The following is a 19,100-nucleotide window of genomic DNA, read 5'->3' as shown; positions in this document are numbered from 1 at the left end:
TTGATTGATAAGTATGAATAATGATACCAAACGCGTTATTTTTATTGCTTTGCTTTAGTGTCCTTTTTACAATAAAAAGAGAGAGGAGGCCTTTTTATGAAGAAGTTTCTATGTTTGATTTTATCATTGATATTAGTAGGTTGTAGTCAAACAGGTTCACTTGACACCCAAGAGTTGAAAATAGGAGAACATGGCGCAAGCTACTATGATGGCATATTGCGTTATGGTGTTGTGCTCAAGAATAATAGTGAGAATGCTGTTAGTATGAAGCCTGCGATCAAAGTCTATGCCAAGGATGAAAAAGGCCAAATCATTGCTTCAGCAACACATTATGCAAGCTATGTTTTACCTAATGATCATACCTATTTTGGTGATAGCTTGAAATGTGCGAAGAAACCTGATCATGTTGACTTTGAGGTCAAGACAAAGAAATGGACTGCTTTGAGTGATTTGAAACGAGTGATTAAGCGTGATTCGTTTGATGTGAATGTGAAAAGTCGTGTGAATGATGATGAGGATCATAACTATTATCATGGTACCATTACGAATAAGAGTCGTTATCATGCCAATAATGTAGAGGTTGTATTGATATTTAAGAAGAACAAGAAGGTTGTTTTTGTTTCTAAGGTTGATGTTGGTGCTCTTAAGGCAGATGAGACGAAAGCTTTCACTACAATAATGGATAGTCATTTTGAATATGATGCTCTATCATTTTATGGACAAGTCAAGAATGTAGAAAAGGCTTAGCAAGTGCTAAGTCTTTTCTACATATAAATTATCATAATAAGTGCAAAAACCGAGCAATAAGCTCGGTTTTTTTAGAAATATTGTGGCTGTTCAAAGACATCTTCAGGTAAATCAATAATTTCCTGTTCTAGCTTAATATGCCACTCCAACATCAGTTTGATGACATCCTGGAAATAGGAATCATCATTATTGTTGAGACGTATCATATCGTTCTGGGTAAGTTTTCGCCCATAATCACGATATTTTTCTAAAATAAAACAATTCATGGCCAGTGGCTTGAAGTTAATATTGGTCTTTGTGCGTAAATGGTGAAAGATATTCATCCCCCCAGCATCAAGATCACCAAAATGAAAACAAGCAAGACTTGGCTTAAATGCGATAATCTTTAAAAGCAGGCTACGTCTTAATGTATTATGATAGCCCCCTAAATAGATCATCAGACTGTCATTGAGTTTTAAGTCATAGAATGATGTCAAATTCTCTATGGTGACAAGATGATGGTCTTCAATAGCGATGATTTCTAAAGCTGTCAGATTCTCTGTTGTGATGGAGAATGGTCCATTGATTTTCCCAATATCAATCACCTGGCCATGTAAGGCAATGACAATATGGCCTTTAAGATAGATAAAGCCAGGATTTTTAAGCACATTGAAAGAAGAAAGGACATCTTCTTCTAATTCTTCATGATCATAATGTTGGATAATGCTTTCAACACGAGGAAGATAACCCTCTAATTTCTTTGAATCATGAAAACAAAGAATGGAGAATTTACGTAGTGAGATTTCTTCTTTTTGTCTTGTGAGCTTTTTGAGTATATGAAGGATATCTCGGGCATCTTCTTTGTCTTTTAAATAGGGCGAGGCATGCCCTTCTTTTAAAGACTGCATTGTTTCTAAGAGAAAGGTGTTGATCCAATCTACATCACTCTTCTCTTCTTCACATACTTCAAGAATACCAGCTAATAAGTCATGCTTATTGACTCTCTTGGCAATAATATAGAGCTGTTGAATTTTTTCTAAGTCTAGATTTAAGGCAATTGATATATTGTCTTCTTGTGTATCTTTGTTTATGGCAATATAGCCTTCTTTTTTCAGTTCATCAACAACTTCATTAATAGCACGATAAGTATTATAAAATGAGGAATCATTATAATGCTTATTGATTTCTGTCATTTTCAATAATACCCGTCTATTAGTACTATGAAGAGAAAGAAAGTGCTTAGAATTTTCATACTTAGCTAATATTTTATTCGCAATCTCTTTTTTATAATCTATCTCAACCATGATTAATTCCTCTGACTATAGCCGCATGATCACTTGTCTTAACAACAACCAACGTTGTTTCAATATATGGCATAATTGTTTCAGCACGAGCAGGTGGTACAGCGAGAATAATCTGGATATTCAGCTCACGATAGAATTTCATCATTTCCTGAATACGTGTTTCATCCATATTGTTGAAAGCTTCATCAAACAGAACAACACAACCAGAATCTTCATTCGCCCGTTCTTTAATACGTTGCTGGAAGGAAGAGGCAATAACGACATAGAATGGTGTTTGTGTTTCCCCACCGGACTTTTCATCGCTGACTTTAGAATAGAGTGTGACATCACCATTCTCATGCGTAATCTCTATATCATAGGAAAGATAACGACGATAATCCGTAAAGGTTCTGAGATTCTCTTCCATCTTGTCATCCCCTTGTTCATAATCTGATAGACGATCGAAGAGTTCTCCCATGATCGCTCTGTTTTCATCAGAGAGTGACGTCGTAAAGAGGTCTTCACTATAGAACTGCTGCCCGCTCATAATAATGTCATAATAACGACTATAGCGTGGATTCTTGGATTTTGTGCAGATAAAGCGATAATGATCACCATTGAAATCAATGTCCACTAAGCCCTTATTTAATTGATCAATTTCTCTTCTCGCATTCTTAATATAGCTTTGTAGCTTAGAGATAAAGGATTCCTGGAAGCTTGATTCAGATTTACGTTTGGCTTCACTAACTTCATTTTGTCTTTCAATAACCTCTATATCACGAAGACGCAAGAGTTCTTCCTGATACTGTGGATAACCCTGGATGGATTCTTCATAGCCCGCATCAAAGACTAAATTGAAATCATGCATCTTCTGAATAACTTGTGTCTCTTTGAGATGAATACGGTTTTCTCCCTCTTGAATAATATTGTTGAGGGTATTGAGTGTTTTTTGGTAATTCTTTTTGTTTTTTTCATTATAATATTGAATTTGTTGGTCATAGAGCTGAAAATCTATTTCATGTCTTTGTAGGTCTTTAAGTTGTTGGTCGATGAGAAGTTGTTGAGATTGGGCATTCTTGAGACTTTCTTCATTCTTACCCTTGGATGTATATTTCTCACTAATGGACTGATTGAGAGCTTTTAAGTCATCCTGTACTTTTTCTAATGCATTGAGATAGTCCATATAGGATGGATTATCTTTAATCGCATTGAATTGTTTTTGGAGGTTGGATGTAGATTGTTTCATTGTATGATATTCATCAATGATATCTAGCTGTTTTACGAGAAGGGATGATTTACTTTGAAGCATGAGCTGAAGTCTATTTTCATGTGTCTTCATTGTCTTTGTCTTTTCATCAATGATGGCTTTAAGTTCCTTAAGCTTGCTTTCAATAAGCTGCATCTGGAGCTTGTAGGCTTCAATACCAATATAAGGAATCTCATAGACCTTTGGATTAAGAGCACGCAATGTATAATTTTTATAGACCATACAACTCTTTGTCAATGCTGTCTTATATTGCTTCATTTCCTCCACACTATTGGCCTTTGTGACCTTGCCAAGAATCATCTTGGCATAAAGAAGGGCATAGGTGTTTTTAGAAGTGACAAGTGTAGCGACACTGTTTTCCTCCACCACATCATACTTTTTAAGACGAGCACAGTTGACAATCCCAGTTCCAAAGAGACGGTCTCTTTTATGATGGGCTTCATAAACCTTAGCCGCAAAGTCATAATATTCAGGTTCAATAATCAAATCAAAACGCTGTGTATTCATATAGCCTTCAATCGCTTGACGCCATTCTTCATCCTGAATTTCTAGATATTCACAAACCGGTCTTACTTCAATGGGCTTACCATAATGTTCTAAGAGCTCTTCTTTTAAAATCTTCAACAAGCGTTCCATTTCTGGTCGATAGGAGAAACGATGTTGTTTTAAACGCGTATGGATGTCTTTGAGTTGTTGGTAATCTCGATGTTGATTGTTTAAATCATATTCTAATTTTGTGATTTCTCTTTGAAGTTCGGTCGTACGTTTATTGAATTCCTGAATAATGTCATTGAGCGTAGAGCGCAGATAGGATGTCTCATAGTCCCCACTTTGAACCTTTTCCACAAAAGGCATAAAGAGACGTAGTTTCTTGTAGATAGCGATTTCCTGATGGAAGTCTTTCATGAAGGACTGATATGCTTTCTCTTTTTGGGAGAGGGTTATTTTTGCACGTTCTAGGTCATTCTTGAGTTCTTTCATTTGTTGGTAATCGGCATTACCATCAAGTAAGCTTTGATAGTGATGTTGTTGGTTGGAAAGATCGGTACGTTGTTGTTCTAGAGTGAGGATTTGGTGGTTTAGGGAAGCGATTTCACTTGTATGAAGGGTGATATCTTTTTCGATACGGTTGAGGGTTTCTTGGGTTTGTTTGATTTGATAATAGATGGTGAGGTCTTTTGATGTTTGAATATCTTCTTTGGCTTGTTGAAAAGAAGCATAGCTTTCATCAATATCTGTGAGAGCCTCAATTTTCTCCTGCACTTCTTTAAGCTTATTCTCTAATAAACGATAATTACGGATATTTTCTGATAAAACAGGAATATCAATACTTTCTTCTTTAAGAATGAATTCAAAAATAAATTCATCTACTTTAGAAAGCGGCTTGAAGGCTAAAGCTCTTGGAATCAGATCCGCATATTTTTTATCCACTCCCATGATCTTTCTAAAGAGATCTCTCGCTTCTTCTTCCTTCTCCACAAATGTCGCATTATGGTCTAGCTGTTGAATTGTTTTCTTAAAGTCCGGACGTTCTTTTACATAGTGTTCATTAAAGAAATACTGATCCGCAATAGTCCCCTGGTAGTTAAAGAAGAGCTTACGTAAATAGTCACTTTCACTCAGTGTTAAATGAACCCCAATAACATTGCTTCTTCCTGATTTCTCATCAAAATATTCCAAGGCAATCATGCTGATAACAGCTCCAGTTCTTAAGACTTCCTTGCCTTCCACACCTAATTTAGCACGCATATAGGTTTTAATTGAACGTTTGGCACTATCGTTGGCAGCGGAATTGAATTTCACTTTGCCAGCTGTTAAGACAAACTGAATGGCATCCAGGATTGTCGATTTACCTGTCCCATTCTCCCCTGTCAACATCACATTATCCGTAATCTCAATCGTCTGGTTATGAAACTGATGCCAGTTAATCAGCTTCATTTTCGTGATTTTCTTCATTTCCACTTTCCCCCTTAGCTAAGGCATCAATTTTACGTTCAACTTCTTCAATTTGGGCGATGGATACGGCATAAAGAATGCTTGGATAAAGAATTAAGACACTATCATCATCACCAACATCCCCAATCATATCAACAAGATTATAACGCTTAAATAGTCTTATAATTTGACCCAATTCACTCTTACCAATACGCTTATCAAAGCGATTTGTCGCTAGAATTTCTTCATGTAATTCGCCAATTCTCATACTGATATTGTCATTAAGTGATAATGTATTCATCTTCTTATAATACATCTTACGCAATATCAACAAGATCAATGACTCATTAAGACGTAACTGGAGATGGTTATAACCCTCACGATTCGTAATAGCCACAACTTCATTTTGTTTATTAATTTTCAAATCATAATCCATCAACGAGAAATAAGCCTTAAAAATTGCTTCATAACGCACACAGAAATAATAATCCTCACGATCCGTTTCCTTTGCACGACAAAGAAAATTCATACTTAATAGCTTATTCACCAGCTTGCTTATTCTTGTCTGATCACGCTCTTCTAACTGGCTATAACGTTCATAAAAACTTCTTGCATCTTCGCGATAACTCATATCTTCCTCCTTACGACAAATTCTTTAAAGCGATAGCCATTCTTCTCTACAAGATCATCCCTTAAATCAATAGCATAACTTGCCATATGGCTATAGCCATAGAGGAAGATCAAGGCGAGATAGGCGGCATTTTCACTTGTCTCAAGTGGTAAGCTGCTTGCGAGAAAAGCGTCTTCTTCTTCAAGTCTTTTCAAAACAAACGCATCCACAGTCTTCTTATTAATACGATTGGTGAGATGAAGACGGGCAATCCTTTTCTCAATATCCTTTTCATCCCATTCAATTTCTTTCACTTCTTCAATATCACCCTTGACACTCTTTGTCCGTGGTGTATAGAGGGACTCACTATCAAGATAGGCCAATTGACTCATCTTTGTGATATCCATGTCATCATCAAGATAACGAATAATCTTATTGATCTTTCCTTCAATGTCTTTCTTATTATTTAAGAGGAATTCAATTCGAACACGGGCTGACTGGACAAAGCGTGAATGTTTGAGATTTATTTCATTCATGATATCTTCAATGTGATCAAAAGAGTCTTTGATATAATCAGCTTGATGATGGAGGATATAGTGGGCTTCCTCATAGTCAACACCCTGGCGATCCTGAATCTGATGAATAATGAGTTCGACTAAATTGTCATTGTTCATGATGTTATCGATATTATCAATGATTTCAAGCTGGAATTTGGCAGGATTGTCATAGGTTGTCAGGTTATGATAAGCTCTGTCCACTACCTCAATCTGGAAATCCTTCAACAAAGTATCTAGTAAGCCATTTAAGTTCTCATTCTTCTTTTCATCATAGATTTTCTGGATATATTTCTTGATGCTTGAATTGAGATTCTGGAGTTTCTCCCCTAAGACCATAGTCTGCTTATAGGCATTATCGAAGGCGAGATAGCCATGTTCAAAATCAAAATGCCGAAAACAATTCGCAATCGCATAGATCAAACCAGAATAAGTAATATCATGGAGATGATCCAAGTCAAAGAGAGTCTGAAGAATACGAATCGCATAATCCGTATAAGTCACATAGACTTCATAATTCCCACTATCATCATCAATATTCACCCAGCCAAATTCCTTAAAACGTGCAAGCATGGCCAAAGCCTTTTCCCTTGGCGTTCCTTTAATCTCATCATCAGGAATATTCATATAATGATTCTCAAAATATTCCGTCATTAAATCCACAAACTCTTCCTTCAAACACGCATAACTCATTCTCCCTCGCAAGGCATCATAAGTAATAAACAAGCAATCAGCATTCATTTCTCTTGTCGGTGAAGCAAGAAGGGAAAAGAAGTTTGTCGGTACATATTCAAACAAATGTTTTTCCATATTTTCCTCCATTTTCACAATAATATCATGCCTTATAAGAAGATGAAATAAGAAGTACTTAACGAAAAAAAACTTTTTCGCTATAGTATAAAGAGAAAGGATATCACCTATGCATATTGAAAAACTAAAATATTATATCGACCTTTATGAATGTCGCAACTTTACGCAAGTCGCCAAGAAGAATTATATCTCCCAGGCTTCCCTCTCCCAATTCGTTTCTTCGCTCGAACAGGAATTCCATACACCCCTCTTCGATCATAAGAAAACCCCCATCATTCCAACAACGAAAGGCACGATCTTCTATAACCAAGCTAAGCTCATTCTTAAGCAATATGAAAGACTGCAAGAAGTTATGCAAGCCGACACCCCTGCTCTTTATATTGGTTATACGTCTTATGAGGATTTAAAATTCTTGTTGCATTATATTCCTCTCTTTAAGGAACGTTATCCTGAAATTAAGATTGATCTTGATAAAGTCTTGATTAAAGATATTAATGAGGCGATTCATAGTCATATGTATGATTGTATATTAAGTTTCACTCATAGCTTTGATGAAGCGGGGATGGTCTCTGAAGTATTAGCTAAAGGGCAATATGGAGCTATTGTTGGTAAAGGGCATCCCCTTTATGAGCGTGAATCTGTTACTATTGATGAACTCTATACTTATCGCATGATTATGCTTTCAAGAAATCAGATAGGTGATAGCTATGATGAATTCTTAAGGCGAAGTCGCAATTTAGATGGCTATGAACCGATGATTGTGAGAACTGTGGATGATCTCGATACGGAGATGTTTTATATTATTACTGAAAACTTGTTGGGTTTTGCGCCTTCTGCAGATATTACCATTCCTTTTCATGAAGCTATTCATTATGTGCCTATTATTGATACACATCATACTTATCAAATATGTGCAGGATATTCTAAGGATTCTACAAGTACAACATTATCTAAGTTTATTGAAAGCTTTCATTAGTTTTTCTAATAGGGCATTGGATTATTGAATTGGATATATGTGAAATAATTCATTATAATGAGGCTGAAGGAGGTAAAAGAAATGGCTAAACTTGTTTTAACTGGTGTTGATGGTAATCTTGGCCAAGAAGCTGCTAAAGTCCTCATGACGCTTGAAGACAAAGATCATCTTGCCTTTTGTGGTTATAGTGAAAAAGCGCTTAAGCCTTATCAGGATATGGGCATTACTACACATGTCACTGATTTTAACTACAAAGATGGTCTTGTTGAAGCATTTAAGGGAGCTGATGCATTAGCTCTTATTTCCATGCCTTTTGTCGGGGCAAAGAGACAGGCTGCTCATCGCAATTGTATTGATGCGGCTAAAGAGGCAGGTGTTAAGAAAATCATCTATACATCCCTTGTCAATGCCGATGATGAAAGCATGCCTTCAATAGAAAAGATTGATCATATCTATACTGAAAACTATATTAAGGATGCTGGTCTTGATTATATCTTCATGCGTAATTCCCAATATGCCGAAGCAATGATCACAAACTATTTCACTTATGTGCATCTCAATGCGCCACTTACAAACAATCAGGGCGATGGCTTAATGGCCTATATCTCAAGAAAAGATTGTGCTAAGGCAGTTGCCTATGGTCTTCATCGTGCATTTGAATATGGCAATGTTGTTTTGAATATTAATGGTCCTGAATTAATGACAATCAAACAGTTCATTGAATACGGTAATAAAGCGACAGGTCATCATGTTGTCTATAAATACATCACGGATGAAGAAAACTATGCAGTCTTTGATGCCATGGGTGTTCCACGCACAACGGATGGTAAATTCAAAGATGGCAGTGAAGCGCCTTTCTCTTCTGAAGGCATGGTCACTTTTGGCCAGTCTATTCGTGAAGGAAAGATGGCTCAGTGCACTGATGACTTTAAAAAGCTCACTGGTGATGATCCACTAACGGTATCCTATATGTTTGAACATAGTGATGACTTCCAGATTGGTGATCGTCATTCAAAAGATAAAAAATAATTCCTAAAATACAAATTTCCCAAATAATAATCATAGACGATGTTGTACAGCATCGTCTTTTTGGTATCTAAAAAGGGAGACAGTGTCTCCCTAATGCATATTCATAAATCTCTCACTGGCATGATGATCAATATAGTGCACAATCACATAAGATAATACCAATAAGATGATGGCCATCAGTAATAGATAAACCCCCATACCTAAATAATGCCCAACATAGATATAGAAAAAGCCAATCAAAGCACTTACTGCCCATCCCCCAAATAAACAGATTGTTACTGAAAGTGACTGTTTAATGGGATAGAGTTCATTAGTCCATTGTAGATTCGCTCTCATCATCCCAATCCATGCCGCAAATAAAGCTGTAAAAAGACAATAGAGCTGGGGGAAGATAAGAACAACAAGACTTGATAGAAGTGACAAGCGAAAAGCAAAAATCACACAAAGAGATAAGAAACAAACAGGAAGAGCAGTCAGGATATACTGCATACAGGCTTTTGCTTTGACAAGTAGAGAGGCCTCGATAGGTAATGATTGCACAATCCAGATATTCTTTCCTTCCAGTGATGTTGCTGGAGCAGCCATATCATTCATAGAAGCCAACAAGCATATGCCTGCACAAATCATAACGACTAACCCGCCTTCAACATTTTGACTTAAGGCTTTGACAACATTCATGACTTCTTGACTCTTAATGATGAGTGCTATACCGGCAATCGGCATCACAAAAATATTCAAGCCACAATTCAACATATAGTTCGCACTGCTCGTAAAGCGTCCAAATTCCTTTAAAAGCAAGGCTTTAAAGAGGGAATGTTGGTGGAAGGTGGTCTTGTTTTTGTTTGTCTTTGTGGTTGTTTTTGTCATGGTAGCGATTTTAAGGAAGCTGTGGCTTAAGATATGCCATATAGCATAGACAAGCAATAATGAAACAGCCAGATATCCAATCATACTTCCAAGAAAGCCTTCAGGCATCTTGCCAAAAAGATATATTAAATACGATGCATCTTTAATTGACTGCCCATAGAGGGCAACATTCTTGACAAGAATATTCATCATATCCATAGCTCTAGCATAAAAGACATAATAGATGGCTAGAAAGATGACAGAAATAATGACAGTGACAATATTCTTACGCTTAAGCCTTGTTGAAACCTGCGCCACAACATAGCCCAATAGACAGCTTAAGACAAAAGCGAGAACACTCACTACAAACATCCAGACAAGTCCTCCAAGTATGCGAAGAAAAGTAAATGGTGTAATGAGGAAATAAACAATCAGGGCAGGAATACAGACAATACCACTATACATCAATCCCATCAAATAAACACTGATCAGTCTTGAGGCAATGAGGTCTTGAATAGGTATGGGCATACTCAACAACAAGTCATTATCTTTCGCTAGATAGAGTGTTGAATAAGTCGAAAAAACACTCCCAAACACTCCTAAAAACAATGCCGCAAAACCCATGACAATAAAATAAAACCAGCCATAATCAAGCCTAATCATCACCTGCATACCTAGTGCCATGGAGAAAAACATCCCTCCTATCACCACAATCATGAGAAAGGCAAACAACACAAACATCATTATTTTTGATGATAACGAACGTGCTTTATTACGTTTTGGATCATAGAGATAATTTCGGAAGATCTCAGCCAACTGTTTCTTAACAAGAATCCCTAACATCTTATTCTTCCTCCAGTTCCAGGAAGACATCTTCGAGACTCTCGTCCCCTTTCACTTCTTCCATTGTGCCCTGTTTGATCAGTTCACCATTCTTAATAATCGCAATCTTATCACAGAGCTTTTCAGCGACTTCAAGGACATGGGTTGAGAAGAAGATAGCCCCATTCTTTTCACAGACTTCACGCATCATCCCCTTAAGTAAATGAGATGCTTTAGGATCAAGCCCGACAAAAGGCTCATCCATAATAATGAGCTGGGGATTATGCATCCATGCCGCAATAATAGCGAGTTTCTGCTTCATCCCATGGGAATAGGTACTAATAGGTTGTCCAAGATCTTGAGTGATTTCAAAGAGATCACCATATTTTTGAATATTTTCCTGTCTTAATATACTATCAACACCATAGATATCCGCCACAAAATTCAAATATTTATATCCTGTCATAAATTCATAGAGATCGGGATTATCTGGAATATAAGCAATCACTTTCTTGCAGGCAAGCGGGTCCTCCTGGTTATTCTTCCCGGCAATAAGGATTTCACCTTGATCGAATTGTTGGATGCCGACAACTGAACGTAATGTCGTTGTCTTTCCGGCACCATTATGGCCAATAAAGCCATAGATTTCCCCCGGCTTGATATGTAAACTTAGGTCTTTTACTGCTATCTTGTTGCCATATGTTTTTGTCAAATGTTTGATTTGAAGCATATATGTTCCTCACTTAATCGTCTTTTTCTTATCCTACCATATTTACATATCAAATACGGTTACTTATTAGTCATATTATGATAATTTCTTTGACCGATATTGACTTAAGAAAAGATAAAGAACAAGCAATATTATTGTAGCCATCAGAAGCAACAAGATCATCATCTCTACCGACACAACATGCCCTAATAATTTTGGCTTACAGTCCAAGCTTATGGCAATTTCTTTGATGACAGCTTTGGGTACACCTGCCTCCTGCATTTGGTGGAAAGGCCGGTTTAAGAAATGATTCTTTAATAGGGATGTCGCATAAGTGCTTGGAAAGAAACTCATGACATTTTGAAGATGCGTCCCAAAGTAATGCAATGGCATATAGGCCCCACAGAAGAAGCCATAGCCAGCTGAAACAATCGTCCCAACGGCATTACGCGCACCTTGTGTTCTTAATGGAAAGCAGATAATACCTGAAAGCACTGCCCCAAATACAACCAATAAAACAACATCACCAATCAACCATACAATATCAACAGCCTGTAAATACCAGCCCCTTGTCGCAATATAGAATAAGCCTAAAATAAGCGCCACCATATTGACGATTAAGCTATTTAAAATCGTCGCAAACAAATAACTCAAATAGAGCACACTTTTCTTCACTGGGGCAATATCAAAGTCCTTACGTATACCTAATGCGTAATCCTGCACCATGGTCATATTGACACTGAATGTCACAGTCACACATGTCACTGCCAACAGGGAGGAAATAAGCTGCGAAGCAACAGTGGCATTAATAATGGACGATGACAACGAGAAGTTCTTAGGCATATAAGAGACAAAACTATTATGATAGATACGATCAAGAAAGGTCATATAAAGCACTATGAGAATGACAGGTGTAATCAATGATGAAAGAAACATGCCTTTATCTTTAAAAAAGAGTTTCTGATGTCTATGCATCAGGATCAGTGTTGTCTTCATATCCATTTCCCTTCTTTCCTGTAACATTTAAGAATACGCTATCCATATCACCTTTGATAATTTCATAATCTGTGAAGAGTTGTGGGTAAGTGATAATGAGCTTTGTTGCTTCTTTGACATCTTTAAGAGCTATGGCATAGCCATGATTGATACATCGATAGGACATATGAAGTCTTTGAACATCTTCTTCACTCACTTGATAGAGATAAAGAGTATCAAGCGCATACTGATTCTTAAGTTCATGCGGTGTCCCCTTAGCAACTATATGTCCATGATCAATAATAACAACAAAACTTGCATCATTCGCCTCTTCCATATAATGAGTTGTCAAAAAGACTGTAAGTTCTTCTTCTTGACGTAATTGCTCAATAATAGCCCAGATCATCTTTCTTGTTCCTGGGTCTAATCCTGTTGTTGGTTCATCAAGAATAAGTATTTGGGGGCGATGAATAAGGGCTCGGATCAGATCAACACGTCTTCTCTGTCCTCCCGATAAGTGTTTAAATGGACGCTTGATAAAATCATGCATATCAAACATCTCCACAAGTTGTTGCAAGCGTAATTGGAAATCTTTTCCAGTTATACCATAAAGAGCAGCACGGCATTCAAGATTCTCATAGACTGTAAGCTCTTGATCTAGAACCGTTTCCTGGAAAACAACTCCGATTTTCCTTTTAATAAGCTCACTTTCATCCTGGACATTAACACCATCAATCCACACACTGCCACTTGTCGGCATAAGTTCACTTGTCAGCATTGAAATCGTTGTACTCTTGCCTGCACCATTGACGCCTAAAAAGGCAAAAAGCTGGCCTTTCTTTACCGAGAAACTGATATCATCCACTGCCTGAAGATCACCAAAAGACTTACTTAAATGTTTGACTTCAATCATTCTCTTCGCCACCTTTTTGTTATTATACCAAATGTATTCTTTGAAACAGACGTATCTAAGAAATTCTTCACGAAACATTAACGAAGTGATAACATAAAAAAGAATACTCCCTATTGAAGGGAGTGTTGATTTAAACGAACGAGAAGGTCATCAATTCTTAAAGCGAGGTAATCAAGATAGGCAAGTGAGCCATCTTCATCATGTAGACTAATCAGATGCATGATCTGACTAATGGCATTGAGTTCAAGATAAATATCACGGATGTCATCATTCTTCATATATACCTCCTAGTGGCTGCTAACGAAATATATCGAAGTTCATACATATTATACACAATTTAATATACTTTGTCTTTATAATTATTTAATTTGTTTCAAATAGGAGGTTTATATGAAAATATTATGTGTTATTGATGATGAAGGCGGACTGCTTTTTAATCACCGAAGGGTTTCGAAAGACCGGATTCTTATTGAGAAAGTGCTTGAGATTGTGGGCAATGATAAGCTTTATATCAGTTCTTTCTCAACATCTTTATTTGAGAATAAGGATCATATTGTGGTTGATGATGATTATTTAGAACATGCCCAAGATCATGACTATTGCTTTGTGGAAGACAAGAAACTTCTTGCCTACAAAGATAAAATCAACATGTTTTATCTATTCCACTGGAACAGACATTATCCAAGTGACTTCTCACTTGATTATCTTCCTGAGAATGCTATGCAATTAAAGGATTCTATGGAATTCGTGGGATCTTCCCATGATGATATTTTATTGGAGGTATTTGAAAAGTGAAACTAAAGTTCCAACGTTTTCTCTCCGCCATCCTTCTAGCCACACTATTGCTGACGGGATGTGCAAGTGAAACAACACCAAAAAGCGAGCCAAAAACAAGCGAAGTCGCTCAAGACAAAAAAACAGAAAATAAAAAACAAGAAGAACAAAAAACAACCCAAAATAAAGAAGCATCAACACCCGTTACAACAACGCCGCAAACAAATTTCTCACTCGCAAGCATTCCTGCTTATAGTGGTAAGCCCTATGTCGTTGTCAATGACAACAAGCCTTTCTTCCCCAATAATTTAAACAACAAGCCTTTTGAGAGTTATTCAAATCTCGATTCATTAGGACGTTGTGGGGTAGCCACAGCCTGCATTACCAAAGCATTAATGCCAACGACAAAACGAGGTTCCATTGCCGATGTGAAACCAAGTGGCTGGCAGACAGTACGTTATGAAGTTGTCGGCAAGGGCAGTGCTGGCTATCTCTATAACCGCTGTCATCTTATTGGTTATCAGTTAACCGGAGAAAATGCGAATGTCAAGAATTTAATCACCGGTACCCGTTACTTGAATATTGAAGGCATGTTGCCTTTTGAAAACATGGTAACCGACTATATCAAAGAAACCAATCAACCCGTCTATTACCGTGTTACGCCAGTCTTCGATGGCAACAATCTTGTGGCTTCTGGTGTTCTTATGGAAGCGAAATCCCTGGCTGATAATGGGGCATCGATTCTCTTCAACGTCTTCTGTTATAATGTCCAGCCTGGGGTGACAATCAACTATGCCAATGGTACAAGCAGTGCAACATCATCGGCACAGCCATCTCCCCAACAAAATACACAAAAAGCACAAAGCAAGCCTCAGCCAGCCCAAAGCACACCGGTAAACGCAGCTTATATTGGAAACAAAAACACAAAGAAATTCCATCGCAGTGACTGTCGGATGGTTACACGCATGTCCCCCGCAAACAAAGTCACTTTCGATAATCGTGATAGTGCTATAAGTCAAGGCTACAACCCTTGTAAAATATGCAATCCCTAGAATGAGCAAATCAGCTCATTCTTTTCTTTTATTATTTTACTTAATTTTAATAGCTTCTTTTAGTTATCATTTATTTATCCTATTAATAGATATATTTTACGATATTTATTTTTCTATTTATCATAACGCTATTATTTTAATTAACTCTTTGTTCTAAAATAATATGCTCTTAAATTATGTATAATATACATCATTATTTGCCTATTTTACATCACTTAATATTAAGTGATATTTTGGTATAAATAAGCATAAAAACGAAGGACAAAGAAGTGTAAACGCTTTAATCAAATACCACAAATAAGATTAAAAAAAATATAACTATATCTTTTGACATTACGAGTAGGACATTGTAGAATATCACCATATTCCTACTTATTAAGTGGGTTTATAGGGAAATAAAGTTTAAGAAATGGAGGAAAGTAATATGACTTTTACAGTTTTAGATTTTGTCGCTGCTGCAGTCGCTCTTGTGATGTTTGCAGTGTTATTCTTCCTAGATAAGAAAAAGGATCTAGACTTTGGTCTTCTTGTCTTAATAGGAACAGCTTTTGGTATACTCTTAGGTGTACTCTTTACAACACATTATAATATTGTTGCCATGGTAGGTACGATTTATTCACAGGCTCTTTCAGCCTTCGTCGTTCCTCTTCTTCTCTTTAGTGTAACCGCAAGTATCACTAACTTAAGTGATTCTATTCGTTTGAAGAATATTGGCTTGAAATCAGTTCTCTGGTTATTATTCCAGACTCTATCTGCTTCAGTTCTTACTTTGATTGCTGCTTTAATCTTTAATGTTGGAGCAAACTTCCACTATGTTCCAGAAACAGCTACAAAGGCAAAGGAAGTTCCTTCTATCATTGATACTATTGTTGGATTATTCCCATCAAACTTAGTTGCACAATGGTCTACAAATGCGGTTGTTCCAGTCATTGTCTTTGCGATTATTGTGGCTTTAGCTTATAACAGCTTAGTGAAAGATAATCCTGATGTTGTTTATTTTAAGAAATTTATTGATGCTGGTAATAAGGTAATGTCTGGGGCTATTGGTATTGTCATTGACTTTACACCATATGCCGTTACAGCATTGATTTTCCGTGCTGTTGGAGCTAATAAGATCTCTGACATGCTTCCACTCTTACTGATCTTAGTAATTGCCTATGTTTTATGCGCTATTCAGGTCTTTGGTGTTGAAACATTATTGATTCGATTTGTCGCTAAATTAAATCCAATTAAGTTCTTAAAGAAGGTTGCTCCTGCTGGTGTTGTAGCCTTTACTTCAGAAAGTTCTATTGGTACACTGCCTGTTACTATTCGTCAGTTAAAAGAAAAGATGGGTGTTCATGAAGATATTGCTTCCTTTACAGCATCACTTGGAGCCAACCTTGGTATGCCAGGATGTGCAGGTATGTGGCCAATGCTTCTTGCCGTCTTTGTAGTTCATATGCAGAAACTCAACTATACTGCTGGTGATTATGGCTTATTAATCGTTCTTACATTACTTGTATCAATCGGTACTGTTGGTGTTCCAGGTACAGCTACAATTACCGCTACAGCCCTCTTTACTGCTGCAGGTTTACCTGTTGAAATGATTGTTCTCTTCTCCCCTATTTCCATGATCGTGGATATGGCAAGAACTGCTACAAACGTTATCGGTGCCGCAACAGCAACAGTCTTAGTGGCTGAAAGCGAAAATATGATTGATCATGAAGTCTATAATGCTGACAACGCTGATCCTAAAGAAGAAGTTGTCAACGCATAATCAAAAGCTCCAGTGCTAAGGCATTGGAGTTTTCTTTATTTATTGTTGTAACATATTTGTTGACATCTAGAGAAAAATCAGTATACTGATATTTGTAATAAATATATTTACATCAAGGAGGATATATTATGAAAATAGCAGTAGTCGCCGCTAATGGTAAAGTGGCAAGAAAAGTTATTACAGAAGCAATCAAGAGAGGTCACGACGTAACAGCCTTTGGTCGTCATAAAGAGAACAATACAGATGCATCAAAGTATGTGATCAAAGATATCTTAGATTTAAAGAAAGAAGATCTTGAGGGTTTCGATGTCGTTGTCGATGCCTTTGGAACATGGGCAAGTGAAGCGATGCACTTACATACTGTAACATCCCAGCATTTAGCCGATTTACTTGAACATACAAATACACGATTATTGATTGTTGGTGGCGCAGGTAGTCTTTATACAAATAAAGAACATACTGAAACAGTCGCATCAGGGCCTGATTTCCCTCATGACTGGCTACCTGTAGCCAATGCGATGGCTGATAGTCTTAACGCCCTTCGCAAGCGCAATGATGTGCATTGGACATATTTATCTCCAGCCGCTAACTTTGTCGCTGACGGTGAAGCAACTGGCAAATATGCCTTTGCCGGTGAAGAACTTACTCTCAATAAAAATAACGAATCCACAATTTCTTACGCTGATTATGCCAGCGCTATGTTGGATGTTATTGAAAATGGCCAACATGATAAAGAACGTATTTCTGTCTATGCAGACTAAATCACTGCCCTAAAAGGGCAGTGTTTCGTTTGTACTTCAATGTATGGTGTGATATATTATCATGCAGAAGAAGGTGAGGAATATGCAAGTATCTACAAAATTCACGGTAGCAATTCATATATTAACTTATGTAGCTTATGTCAAAGACAGCAGCAAGAATACAAGCGAAGCGATAGCTGGTAGCGTGGGAACTAACCCTGTTATTATTCGCAACAGTATGTCAGCATTAAAGAAAGCGGGCTTAATAGATGTCAAGAGAGGACCAGGTGGAATTGTTTTAAAACGTCCATTATCAGACATCACATTACTGGATGTTTATCGCGCTGTTGAAACAAAAGCTGATGATACACTCTTTAGATTCCACGAACATCCTAATCCTGACTGTCCTGTAGGAGAACATATTCATGATGGCTTAGATGAAGTACTTCATACGATTCAAAATCATTTTGAAGAAGATCTCGCAAGTCATACACTTGAAGAAATCTATCACAACTCTCATCTTTCCCAAACAGCATCGTAATGACGATGCTGTTTTTCTTCTTTTTATCAATATTTTTTCAATTTACGAAAATATGCATTTGATACTTGTAAGCGTTTACATATAGTGCTATTATAAAGGTGCAAAGAAGGGATAAAGTCCTTCGAGAAAAAGGTACTTGAAATAAAAGTCATCATAATATTTGGCATAACAAAGTTTGAGAAATGTTCATAAAGTGACATGTAAAATACGGTAAAGCCAAGTAAGTGCAAAGCCAATGTATATGAGCAACTCTCCAGTGTGGTGAGGCGGTATACAAGAAGCTTAAAATCCAAGCACAGGGTTGCGTTCTGGCTGGGTATTATTTAGGTGAAAGATGGGTAATACTCCTCAAGAGAAAGTGTCAGGACAAGAAGGAACGAGAATAATGATGTTCCTAAAGGATCGCAAACAGATCAAATGATGATAATAAATAGAGTATCTTTTTTCATATCTAAGTGAGGAAATAATCATGAAAACATGGACTAAAGAAGAACGCTATAGAGTTTTAAAATCGGCTGATGAAATCAAACCATTATACAATCGTATCAAACTCACCCACTACCGCCAACACTTCCATATCCAGCCTATTACCGGTTTATTAAATGATCCTAATGGCTTTGTCTATCATGATGGAAAATGGCATTTGTTTTATCAATGGTGTCCTTGGGGTGCTGTACATGGTCTAAAATATTGGTATCAGACAGAATCTGAAGATCTTGTACACTTTGAAAACAAAGGGGTATGTATTAAGCCGGATACTGAATCTCACTAATACCCAC

18 protein-coding genes are annotated in these 19,100 nt (G+C 37.0%); 9 read left to right on the top strand and 9 right to left on the bottom strand.

Features of this window, described 5'->3' with window-relative positions; genetic code table 11:
- The first annotated feature begins 96 nt into the window (after positions 1–96).
- A complete protein-coding gene (locus FYJ79_RS04735; RefSeq protein ID WP_154514971.1) occupies positions 97–747 on the top strand; it encodes a putative periplasmic lipoprotein in 651 nt (216 codons plus the stop codon).
- A 71-nt stretch (positions 748–818) separates the two neighbouring features.
- Here FYJ79_RS04735 and FYJ79_RS04730 read toward each other — a convergent pair whose 3' ends face one another.
- The 4 genes from FYJ79_RS04730 to FYJ79_RS04715 are packed head-to-tail and all read right to left on the bottom strand — an operon-like array spanning position 819 to position 7,185.
- Entirely contained in the window at positions 819–2,030 is a 1,212-nt protein-coding gene (locus tag FYJ79_RS04730; protein ID WP_154514969.1) for a Wadjet anti-phage system protein JetD domain-containing protein, read from the bottom strand.
- Complete coding sequence (locus FYJ79_RS04725) at positions 2,023–5,232, bottom strand: ATP-binding protein (RefSeq protein WP_154514967.1); 3,210 nt, start codon at positions 5,230–5,232, stop codon at positions 2,023–2,025. Before FYJ79_RS04725 ends, FYJ79_RS04730 begins: the two co-directional genes overlap by 8 nt.
- Positions 5,201–5,842 carry a DUF4194 domain-containing protein gene (locus FYJ79_RS04720; protein ID WP_154514965.1) on the bottom strand — a complete coding sequence of 214 codons (642 nt, stop codon included), beginning with the start codon at positions 5,840–5,842 and terminating at the stop codon, positions 5,201–5,203. Before FYJ79_RS04720 ends, FYJ79_RS04725 begins: the two co-directional genes overlap by 32 nt.
- Positions 5,839–7,185, bottom strand: a complete 1,347-nt coding sequence (locus FYJ79_RS04715; protein WP_154514963.1) for a Wadjet anti-phage system protein JetA family protein — start codon at positions 7,183–7,185, stop codon at positions 5,839–5,841. The genes FYJ79_RS04720 and FYJ79_RS04715 overlap by 4 nt, the downstream gene beginning before the upstream one ends.
- A gap of 109 nt (positions 7,186–7,294) precedes the next feature.
- On the opposite strand from FYJ79_RS04715, the gene FYJ79_RS04710 reads away from it, so the two are divergent.
- On the top strand, positions 7,295–8,161 hold the full coding sequence (locus FYJ79_RS04710; RefSeq protein WP_154514961.1) for a LysR family transcriptional regulator: 867 nt from the start codon (positions 7,295–7,297) through the stop codon (positions 8,159–8,161).
- An 81-nt stretch (positions 8,162–8,242) separates the two neighbouring features.
- Positions 8,243–9,190: an NmrA family NAD(P)-binding protein gene (locus tag FYJ79_RS04705; RefSeq protein WP_154514959.1), complete on the top strand. Its 948-nt coding sequence runs from the start codon at positions 8,243–8,245 to the stop codon at positions 9,188–9,190.
- A 90-nt stretch (positions 9,191–9,280) separates the two neighbouring features.
- On the opposite strand, the gene FYJ79_RS04700 is transcribed toward FYJ79_RS04705, so the two are convergent.
- The 5 genes from FYJ79_RS04700 to FYJ79_RS04680 all read right to left on the bottom strand — a co-directional run bounded on the left by FYJ79_RS04700 (position 9,281) and on the right by FYJ79_RS04680 (position 13,733).
- The gene (locus FYJ79_RS04700; protein ID WP_154514957.1) at positions 9,281–10,879 is read right to left on the bottom strand and encodes a hypothetical protein; all 1,599 of its coding nucleotides are present in this window, start codon (positions 10,877–10,879) and stop codon (positions 9,281–9,283) included.
- Position 10,880: 1 nt separating this feature from the next.
- Positions 10,881–11,588 (bottom strand): ABC transporter ATP-binding protein, encoded by a 708-nt coding sequence (locus FYJ79_RS04695; RefSeq protein ID WP_154514955.1) that lies wholly within the window; start codon positions 11,586–11,588, stop codon positions 10,881–10,883.
- 75 nt (positions 11,589–11,663) lie between these two features.
- Positions 11,664–12,563: an ABC transporter permease gene (locus FYJ79_RS04690; protein WP_154514953.1), complete on the bottom strand. Its 900-nt coding sequence runs from the start codon at positions 12,561–12,563 to the stop codon at positions 11,664–11,666.
- Positions 12,535–13,455 carry an ABC transporter ATP-binding protein gene (locus FYJ79_RS04685; RefSeq protein ID WP_154514951.1) on the bottom strand — a complete coding sequence of 307 codons (921 nt, stop codon included), beginning with the start codon at positions 13,453–13,455 and terminating at the stop codon, positions 12,535–12,537. The genes FYJ79_RS04690 and FYJ79_RS04685 overlap by 29 nt, the downstream gene beginning before the upstream one ends.
- Positions 13,456–13,565: 110 nt before the next feature.
- The gene (locus tag FYJ79_RS04680) at positions 13,566–13,733 is read right to left on the bottom strand and encodes a hypothetical protein (protein ID WP_154514949.1); all 168 of its coding nucleotides are present in this window, start codon (positions 13,731–13,733) and stop codon (positions 13,566–13,568) included.
- Positions 13,734–13,845: 112 nt separating this feature from the next.
- On the opposite strand from FYJ79_RS04680, the gene FYJ79_RS04675 reads away from it, so the two are divergent.
- From FYJ79_RS04675 to FYJ79_RS04650, 6 genes are all read left to right on the top strand, one after another.
- A complete protein-coding gene (locus FYJ79_RS04675; RefSeq protein ID WP_154514947.1) occupies positions 13,846–14,250 on the top strand; it encodes a ribonuclease Z in 405 nt (134 codons plus the stop codon).
- Positions 14,247–15,281 (top strand): DNA/RNA non-specific endonuclease, encoded by a 1,035-nt coding sequence (locus tag FYJ79_RS04670; protein WP_326803332.1) that lies wholly within the window; start codon positions 14,247–14,249, stop codon positions 15,279–15,281. Before FYJ79_RS04675 ends, FYJ79_RS04670 begins: the two co-directional genes overlap by 4 nt.
- A 424-nt stretch (positions 15,282–15,705) precedes the next feature.
- Positions 15,706–17,040, top strand: coding sequence for a dicarboxylate/amino acid:cation symporter (locus FYJ79_RS04665; protein WP_154514945.1), 1,335 nt, complete (start codon positions 15,706–15,708; stop codon positions 17,038–17,040).
- A 128-nt stretch (positions 17,041–17,168) separates the two neighbouring features.
- Entirely contained in the window at positions 17,169–17,801 is a 633-nt protein-coding gene (locus FYJ79_RS04660; protein ID WP_154514943.1) for an NAD(P)-dependent oxidoreductase, read from the top strand.
- 82 nt (positions 17,802–17,883) lie between these two features.
- Positions 17,884–18,321, top strand: coding sequence for an Rrf2 family transcriptional regulator (locus tag FYJ79_RS04655; RefSeq protein WP_154514941.1), 438 nt, complete (start codon positions 17,884–17,886; stop codon positions 18,319–18,321).
- Positions 18,322–18,790: 469 nt separating this feature from the next.
- The gene (locus tag FYJ79_RS04650; protein ID WP_154514939.1) at positions 18,791–19,093 is read left to right on the top strand and encodes a hypothetical protein; all 303 of its coding nucleotides are present in this window, start codon (positions 18,791–18,793) and stop codon (positions 19,091–19,093) included.
- The last annotated feature ends 7 nt before the right edge of the window (positions 19,094–19,100 follow it).

Source organism: Sharpea porci (genome assembly GCF_009695655.1).
Lineage (GTDB): Bacteria > Bacillota_I > Bacilli_A > Erysipelotrichales > Coprobacillaceae > Sharpea > Sharpea porci.
Note: the sequence above shows the minus strand (reverse complement) of the source record. Positions and strands in the feature narration are given on the sequence as shown.

Coding starts and splice junctions, on each gene's coding strand:
- FYJ79_RS04715 (WP_154514963.1), bottom strand. CDS start 7,185: ATGGAAAAACATTTGTTTGAATATGTACCGACAAACTTCTTTTCCCTT.
- FYJ79_RS04720 (WP_154514965.1), bottom strand. CDS start 5,842: ATGAGTTATCGCGAAGATGCAAGAAGTTTTTATGAACGTTATAGCCAG.
- FYJ79_RS04725 (WP_154514967.1), bottom strand. CDS start 5,232: ATGAAGAAAATCACGAAAATGAAGCTGATTAACTGGCATCAGTTTCAT.
- FYJ79_RS04660 (WP_154514943.1), top strand. CDS start 17,169: ATGAAAATAGCAGTAGTCGCCGCTAATGGTAAAGTGGCAAGAAAAGTT.
- FYJ79_RS04655 (WP_154514941.1), top strand. CDS start 17,884: ATGCAAGTATCTACAAAATTCACGGTAGCAATTCATATATTAACTTAT.
- FYJ79_RS04710 (WP_154514961.1), top strand. CDS start 7,295: ATGCATATTGAAAAACTAAAATATTATATCGACCTTTATGAATGTCGC.
- FYJ79_RS04735 (WP_154514971.1), top strand. CDS start 97: ATGAAGAAGTTTCTATGTTTGATTTTATCATTGATATTAGTAGGTTGT.
- FYJ79_RS04650 (WP_154514939.1), top strand. CDS start 18,791: ATGAAAACATGGACTAAAGAAGAACGCTATAGAGTTTTAAAATCGGCT.
- FYJ79_RS04705 (WP_154514959.1), top strand. CDS start 8,243: ATGGCTAAACTTGTTTTAACTGGTGTTGATGGTAATCTTGGCCAAGAA.
- FYJ79_RS04685 (WP_154514951.1), bottom strand. CDS start 13,455: ATGATTGAAGTCAAACATTTAAGTAAGTCTTTTGGTGATCTTCAGGCA.
- FYJ79_RS04675 (WP_154514947.1), top strand. CDS start 13,846: ATGAAAATATTATGTGTTATTGATGATGAAGGCGGACTGCTTTTTAAT.
- FYJ79_RS04700 (WP_154514957.1), bottom strand. CDS start 10,879: ATGTTAGGGATTCTTGTTAAGAAACAGTTGGCTGAGATCTTCCGAAAT.
- FYJ79_RS04665 (WP_154514945.1), top strand. CDS start 15,706: ATGACTTTTACAGTTTTAGATTTTGTCGCTGCTGCAGTCGCTCTTGTG.
- FYJ79_RS04695 (WP_154514955.1), bottom strand. CDS start 11,588: ATGCTTCAAATCAAACATTTGACAAAAACATATGGCAACAAGATAGCA.
- FYJ79_RS04730 (WP_154514969.1), bottom strand. CDS start 2,030: ATGGTTGAGATAGATTATAAAAAAGAGATTGCGAATAAAATATTAGCT.
- FYJ79_RS04690 (WP_154514953.1), bottom strand. CDS start 12,563: ATGAAGACAACACTGATCCTGATGCATAGACATCAGAAACTCTTTTTT.
- FYJ79_RS04680 (WP_154514949.1), bottom strand. CDS start 13,733: ATGAAGAATGATGACATCCGTGATATTTATCTTGAACTCAATGCCATT.